This window comes from Glycomyces sp. L485 (assembly GCF_022548875.1).
Lineage (GTDB): Bacteria > Actinomycetota > Actinomycetes > Mycobacteriales > Micromonosporaceae > Glycomyces.
The window spans coordinates 244,259-251,480 of record NZ_JAKZEW010000002.1 but is presented as its reverse complement, the minus strand read 5'-3'; the positions used below and the strand labels follow the sequence as shown (position 1 = coordinate 251,480).

Here is a 7,222-nt window from a genome sequence, read left to right as displayed (position 1 = left end):
CGGGCCCCGGACCGCCTGCCGCGCAACACAACACGAGCAGAGCTCACCCGCCAAGGTCGCCCCGCCCGGCACGCGCCCGACCCCCGCAACGCATCCTCGAACATCCCTCCACCTCCCCGTCGCTGCCGCCCTTGGCGCACAACAACCCCCCACGTGAAAGATGCCGCCAGCGCCCGAAGGGCCATTTCCGGGCTCACCGGGCATTTATCGATTATCTTCGATCCCAAATGAGAAAACCTGGACCAGGGGTCGAATCAAAGCCGTTCTCAGCCATAGACTCTCACCATGGAACCCTCGCCCCACACCCCTGCCGTGGGCATCGACCTGGGATCTTCGACGACCACGGTCTCGATCCGGCACGGCGACGAGCATCCCGAGACCCGGGTGTTCGACCACCTCTCAGATCACCAGCCGATCGACCACGGCGACGCAGTCAACGCCGCCACCGTTCCGGCCTCCTGGAACACCCGGCAGCGCGCCTCCCGCATCGAGGCCGCCACCAGCGCCGGCTTCGACAACGCCTTCCTGGTGCCCGAACCGGAGGCCGCCGCCCGCCATCTTGCGGCCACCCGAGGCGATGAGCTCGCGCCCGGCAAGTCCCTCGTCGTCTACAACCTCGGTGCGTCCTCCTGCGAGATCGGCATCGTCAGCCTTCGCGGCGACCAGTACGTCGTCGAAGGCGCCGCGGGCACCGAGCGGGTCTGCGGCCGCGAGTTCGACCTTCTCCTGCTCGATTACCTGGCCATCCGGCACCGCCATGCCCATCCCGAGTTCTGGCAGTGGATCGAGGATCCCGACGAGGCCGCCCTCCGAGCGAAGCTGCTCGACGAGATCCGGCTCGCCAGGGAGCGGCTCACCGATGCCGAATCCGCCGACGTTCCCCTGCCCTCCACCGGCCTCAAGGTCCGTATCACCCGCGAGGAGGCGGAGCACTGCATCGCTCCGCCCATCGCTCAGAGCGTCACCATGATCGAGAACGCCATGAGTGCCGCGGCGCTCACCTCTGAGCGGACCGCGGGGCTGCTCATGGTCGGCGGGGCCTGCCAGACCCCCTTGGTGGCGTCCATGATCCGCGAACGCATCGGCCTCGAACCGATCCTGCCCGAGATGCCGGAGCTCGCCTTGGCCGAAGGCGCTGCACTGGCCGCGCTCGCCGCGACCCCCGAGGCCGCGCGGCCTCCCACCGTTGTGGACCGACTTCGCTCGGCGCACCACATCCGCCTGCTGGCGGTGCTCCTCGTGCTCTTCATCGCGGCCACGGCGATCGTCGCGCTCAGGCTGATCGGCGGCGCAGTGTCGACCGACGAGATCGGCGCCGACGCCACCGCCGGCTTCCCCACCGTTCCGGACGCCTCCGACCAGTCGAGTCCCAGCGAGGCGGAAACCGGCGGGGAGGGCGGGCAGCAGCCGGAGGACGCACCGCCATCGTCGCCGCCCGACGAGGAATCGAGCGACCCTGCACCCACACCGGACCCGACTCCGTCCGAGTCGAGTCCCGCAGCGCCCGCGACCGAGTCGAAGTCGTCTGCGACCACGACCGTCCCGAACGTGACCGGCGGCTCGCTGTCGGAGGCCGAAGCGGAACTCGCCGAAGCTGGTTTCACCAATGTGGATGCTCAGGGGAGCCAGCGCGGCAACCAGGGCCCAGACTATGCCGAATGCGAGGTCACGGCCCAGAGTCCGCCGGGCGGCACCGAGAGCGACCCCGGCGAGCCGATCACCGTCACCTACGTCTACGTCGGCCAAGACACCTGCTGAGCGCGCCGGAACAAATGAACGCAAGGTAGATCAAAGCCTGTCGATCGGAGTCCATAGACTCCCTCTATGCAGCAGCACACCCCCAAGGCGGCCGCAGTCGGGGTCGAGCTCGGCACCTCGACCGCCACCGTCTTGATCAGCTCCGGTGACCAGGAGCCCGAGGTCCGGCGCATGGAGGGTTCTCCCGGCGTCGACGCGGTACTCGGACAGGTCCGCGCCGACCGCAAGGAGACCCCCGCCGCCCCGGTCGGGCTCGCCGTCCCCTCCTCGTGGGACCCGGCGCGCCGACGTGAACTCGCCGATGCCGCCGCGCAGGCCGGGCTCGGCGAGGCGGTGGTCGTCTCCCGGCCCAAGGCGGCCGCGGTGTATTTCACCGAGGCGCTCGGCCGCGAAGTCCAGACCGGCACCGTGCTCGTCGTCTACAGCCTCGGTTCGTCGTCGTGCGAGGTCGGCATCGTCAAGTCGGAGGGCGACCGGCTCACCGTCGAGATGGCCTCGAGCACCGACGAGGTGGGCGGCTTCGAGTTCGACCAGTTGTTGCTCGCCTACCTCTCGGGGCGGCATCGGGACACCGATCCGGGATTCTGGGAGAGGGTTGACGATCCGGGTGACGCCGACGATGAGGCGCTGCGGTCGCGCCTGCTCGACGCGATCCGCCGGGCCCGTGAGCTGCTGTCCGAGGCCCCCGGCGCTGACATCGCGCCTGTCGCGGGCCTCGAACTGCGGTTGACCCGCCAGGAGCTGGAGTCGTGCGTCGGCGAGCTCGTGGAGCAGACGGTCGATCTGGCGGCGGCCGCGTTGGGCGAGGCGGGTGTCGAGACCGGGCGGGTCGCGGGGATCGTGCTGACCGGCGGGGCGAGTCGGACGCCGCTGGTGGCCGCCAGGTTGAGAGAGCGGATCGGCCTCGATCCGGTCCTGCCCGACTTTCCCGAGCTGGTGCCCGCCGAGGGCGCCCGGCTCGTCGCGCTCGCGGCGGGTGGAGCGGGGGTTCACGGCGCCATGCGGTTGTGGACCGGTCGGCGGGTCGCCGTCCTGGCCGCGGTGCTGGCGCCCTTGATGATCGCGGCTGTCACCGTGTTCGGCTCCGACCTCGGCACCGGGCGGAGCCCGGAGGCGACCACGGCCGAATCGAGCGCTGCCCCCGACGAGGAGCCGGCGCCGGAGACCGACGCGCCGTCCGACGGCCACGGCGGCGGTGGCGGCGAGGGCGCGGCCCCACCGGTGGAGCTGCGGACGCCCGAGCCGGACGACGACCCGACCGGCGGCACTCCTCCGGCGCCGGAGCCCGTTGAGGACGATCCGACGGCAGATGAGGAGGATCGCGAGGAGAGCGTCACCGCGGGGACCGTGCCGGAGGTCACCGGGGTGTCGTCGCAGGAGGCGAGGCGGACGCTCGCCGACGCCGGTTTCACCGATGTGGAGTTTCAAGGCGAGCAGGAGCCGCTGTTCGGCCCCTGGTACGACGAGTGCGAGGTCATCGATCAGGACCCGGCCGCGGGGCAGCAGCACGCTTTCGACGAGAAGGTCACGATCACCTACTCGTACGGTGACTCCGACCCGGAGGCGTGCGAGACGCCGTGACCGGCACCGCCGGGGTGTGACCGCCGTGACCCGTGAGAGCCGTGTGCCTTGCGACGTGTCGGCGCAGGTCACTTCACCTGCGTCGCAAAACACACCATACATACCGACCTGATAACAAATTCGGTCCATTTCGGGAGTGGCGGCATCAGAATTCATTTTCACAGGCGAATATCCAGGTATGCCATCCGAATCGAACCGGTCTTCGACCGCGCGCCGAAGCGCGAACATACGGGACCGAGGAGTGACCGTCCGTGACGATGCTGTTGTCAAACAGCTCATCACGCCGCTGCGCCGCTACATCCCCGTCAACTGGTTCGATTGGGAACCGTACGGGAAGCGTCCGGCGAGCTGGTGGCCGGACCTGTGGCTGTTCCTCGGGTTCTTGGCCATCGCCTCCCTGCTGACGTTCCCCTCACCTCTGGTCACGATGGACTGGGAGATCCGCGAGTGGGTCTGGCGCCACAAGGTCGACTGGGTCGTGCACGCCGCGCGCGTCGCCACCGAACTCGGCCAGGCCCGCACCGTCGCCACCATCACGCTGTTCCTGGCGATCTGGTGCGCCCTGCGCTCCCGCAGCATCCGGCCGCTGCTGATGTACGTGCTGTCGTTCATCACCCTGGCGGTCATCCTCGGCATGAAGCACCTGCTGGGCCGTCCGCTCTCGCAGCACCTGTGGCAGCTCCACGACGTCTCGCCCGAGGGCTCCATGCTGTTCACCTACTACACCGAGGGCGGCGGCGGCAACATCCCCGACGCCACGGCCTTCCCCTCCGGGCACGCGGTCAACACGATCCTGCTGTTCGGCCTCATCGTCATGCTCGTCGGCGGACTGCTGCCCGCCTGGGCGCGCTGGAGCCTCGTGCTCGTCCCGCCGATCGCGGTGTTCCTCTCGCAGGTCTACATAGGGCATCACTGGTTCTGGGACGAGCCCGCCGGTCTCCTGCTGGGACTCATCATCATCCGCAGCGCCAGGCGCGTGGCCTGGCACGAGGTCCCGCTCGGACCGCTCGAAGTGTTCGAGCCGGCGACGCGCAAGACCATCCTGATCTCGACGCTGCTCATTCTCGGCGTCATGATCACGCCGACGCTCCCGCTGGTGCAGGCGCTGATCTCGGCGGCGATCCTGCCTGCGCTCGGTCTGATCTGGCTCGCCGTGCGGCTGCGCGCCGTCAAGAGGGGCGGCTCCGAGGAGCCGGTGCCTAAGCAGCCTTCCGATAGCTCCCGGTGAGTTTGACGCCGTCGTCGCCTTCGGTGACCTCGCCGATCGTCCACGCCTCGATGTGGCGGGCCGTCAGCACGGCGAGCGAGCGGTCGACCTGGTCGGGGGCGACGACGGCGACCATGCCGATCCCCATGTTGAAGGTCCGCTCCATCTCCTCGTCGCTGATGCCGCCGGTTCGCTGCACGAGGTCGAACACCGGGTTCGGCGTCCACGTCGAGCGGTCGACCGTGACGCTCATCCCGTCGGGGATCGAGCGCACGAGGTTTCCCGCGATGCCGCCGCCGGTGATGTGCGCGAAGGCGTGGACGTCGCACTCCTTGGCCAGCTCCAGGCAGTCCTTGGCGTAGATGTGGGTCGGCGTCATCAGCTCTTCGCCGAGGGTGCGCTGGCGGCCGAATTCGGGCACCTCGGTGGCCAGGTCCAGCTTGCCGACGCCGAACAGGGCCTCGCGCACCAGCGAGAAGCCGTTGGAGTGGACGCCCGAGGCGCGCATGGCGATCGCGACGTCGCCGGCCTTGACGCGCTCGGGGCCGAGCAGCTGGTCGGCCTCGACGACGCCGACGCCGGTGGCGGAGATGTCGTAGTCGTCGGCCTTCATCACCCCGGGGTGCTCGGCGATCTCGCCGCCGATGAGCGAGCAGCCCGCGTAGCGGCAGCCGTCGGCGATCCCGGCGCCGATGTCGGCGATCCGCTCCGGAACGACCTGGCCGGTGGCGATGTAGTCGAGCAGGAACAGCGGCTCGGCGCCGCACACCACGAGGTCGTCCACGACCATCGCGACCAGGTCGATCCCGACCGTGTCGTGGATGTCGAGCTTCTGGGCGATGACGAGCTTGGTGCCGACTCCGTCGGTCGACGACGCCAGCAGAGGCTTGGAGTACTTCTCGACGTCGAGCGCGAACAGCCCGGCGAAACCGCCGATGCCGCCGACGACCTCGGGCCTGGCGGTCTTGCGGATCGAGGGCTTCAGGGCCTCGACGGCCCGGTCGCCCGCGTTGATGTCGACGCCCGACGAGGCGTAGGAGATGGTCCTCTGAGTGGTGGTGCCGCTGCTCACGCTGTGGTCCCTTCACGCACTGACGTGCTCGCTGACTCGGCTGTTGTTGGCGGTTCGAGGAGATGCTTGCCGATGAGGTCGGCGGCGGGGAGTTCGATCGGGTACTCGCCGGTGAAGCAGGCGCTGCACAGGCGGCTCGCGGGCTGCTCGGTGGCGCGGACCAGCCCGTCGTGGGAGACGTAGGCGAGGCTGTCGGCGCCGATCTGGGCGCGGATGCCGTCGACGTCGAGGCTTCCGGCGATGAGCTCGGCCCTGGTGGCGAAGTCGATGCCGTAGAAGCACGGCCACTTGACCGGCGGCGCGGAGATGCGGATGTGGACCTCGACGGCCCCGGCCTCGCGCAGCATCCGCACCAGCGCCCGCTGCGTGTTGCCGCGCACGATCGTGTCATCGACGACGACGAGGCGTTTGCCCTTGATCTGGTCGACCAGCGGGTTGAGCTTGAGACGGATGCCGAGCTCGCGCAGCGACTGGGACGGCTGGATGAAGGTCCGCCCTACGTAGGAGTTCTTGGTGAAGCCCTGCCCGTAGGGGATGCCGGACTCTTCGGCGTAGCCGATCGCGGCGGGGATGCCCGACTCGGGGACTCCGATGACCAGGTCGGCCTCGACGGGGTTCTCGCGGGCGAGCGTGCGGCCGACCTCGACGCGGGTGGCGTAGACGTTGCGCCCGGCCAGCTTCGTGTCGGGGCGGGCGAGGTAGACGTACTCGAACAGGCAGTTCTTCGGCTCGGGATTCGCGAAGCGCGTCGAGCGCAGCCCGTACTCGTCGACGGTGATGAGCTCGCCGGGCTCGACCTCGCGAACGAACGTGGCGCCGATGGTGTCGAGCGCGGCGGTCTCGGAGGCGACGGCCCAACCGCTCGCGAGCCGGCCGAGGACCAGCGGGTGGACGCCCTGCGGGTCGCGGGCGGCGTACAGCGAGTTCTCGTCCATGAACACCAGGCAGAACGCGCCGCGCAACTTCGGGAGGACCCGCTCGGCGGCGGCCGCGACGGACTCGTCGGGGTGGGCCGAGAGCAGCGCGGTGATCAGGTGCGTGTCCGAGGTGGTGGTGCCCATGTCGATGCCGAGACTGTCGACCTCTTTGAGGAGGTCGGCGGTGTTGACCAGGTTCCCGTTGTGCGCCAGCGCGATCGCGGTGCCCGTCGAGGTGGACCTGATGGTCGGCTGGGAGTTCTCCCAGGTGGGCGCGCCGGTCGTGGAGTACCGGGCGTGGCCGATGGCCAGATGCCCCTGGAGCGGGGCGAGCGTGGACTCGTCGAAGACCTGCGCCACCAGGCCGAGGTCCTTGTACACGACGGTTCGGGAGCCGTCGGAGACGGCGATCCCGGCGGCCTCCTGGCCGCGGTGCTGCAGCGCGTACAGCCCGAAGTAGGTGAGTTTCGAGACCTCTTCCCCGGGGGCCCAGACGCCGACGACGCCGCAGGCGTCGCGGGGGCCGGGTTGGTCGGGATCGAGTTCCGTGGTGAGTCGACCGTCACCTCGGGTCACTGCAACTCCTCAGAAAGTAAGGCTCGGCGGGAGGCGCCTTGTCGCAAGTCTATCCGACCCCGAGCCCGGGGCAATCCTCCAGATCCGGCGACTGTGCGCCGTCACCAATGG

The 7,222-nt window shown here is 69.5% G+C and carries 5 protein-coding genes; 3 read left to right on the top strand and 2 right to left on the bottom strand.

Annotated features, from left to right (window positions below; translation table 11 throughout):
• The first annotated feature begins 285 nt into the window (after positions 1-285).
• From L0U85_RS02515 to L0U85_RS21050, 3 genes are all read left to right on the top strand, one after another.
• Positions 286-1,758, top strand: a complete 1,473-nt coding sequence (locus L0U85_RS02515; protein ID WP_241376083.1) for an Hsp70 family protein — start codon at positions 286-288, stop codon at positions 1,756-1,758.
• Positions 1,759-1,824: 66 nt separating this feature from the next.
• Positions 1,825-3,339, top strand: a complete 1,515-nt coding sequence (locus L0U85_RS02510; protein ID WP_241376082.1) for an Hsp70 family protein — start codon at positions 1,825-1,827, stop codon at positions 3,337-3,339.
• Positions 3,340-3,580: 241 nt separating this feature from the next.
• Positions 3,581-4,567, top strand: a complete 987-nt coding sequence (locus tag L0U85_RS21050) for a phosphatase PAP2 family protein (RefSeq protein WP_241376081.1) — start codon at positions 3,581-3,583, stop codon at positions 4,565-4,567.
• Here the strand turns inward: L0U85_RS21050 and purM are convergent.
• On the bottom strand, positions 4,539-5,618 hold the full coding sequence (purM, locus tag L0U85_RS02500) for a phosphoribosylformylglycinamidine cyclo-ligase (protein ID WP_241376080.1): 1,080 nt from the start codon (positions 5,616-5,618) through the stop codon (positions 4,539-4,541). The two genes, L0U85_RS21050 and purM, sit on opposite strands and share 29 nt — an antisense overlap.
• The gene (gene purF, locus L0U85_RS02495; protein ID WP_241376079.1) at positions 5,615-7,111 is read right to left on the bottom strand and encodes an amidophosphoribosyltransferase; all 1,497 of its coding nucleotides are present in this window, start codon (positions 7,109-7,111) and stop codon (positions 5,615-5,617) included. The genes purM and purF overlap by 4 nt, the downstream gene beginning before the upstream one ends.
• Between the last annotated feature and the right edge of the window lie 111 nt (positions 7,112-7,222).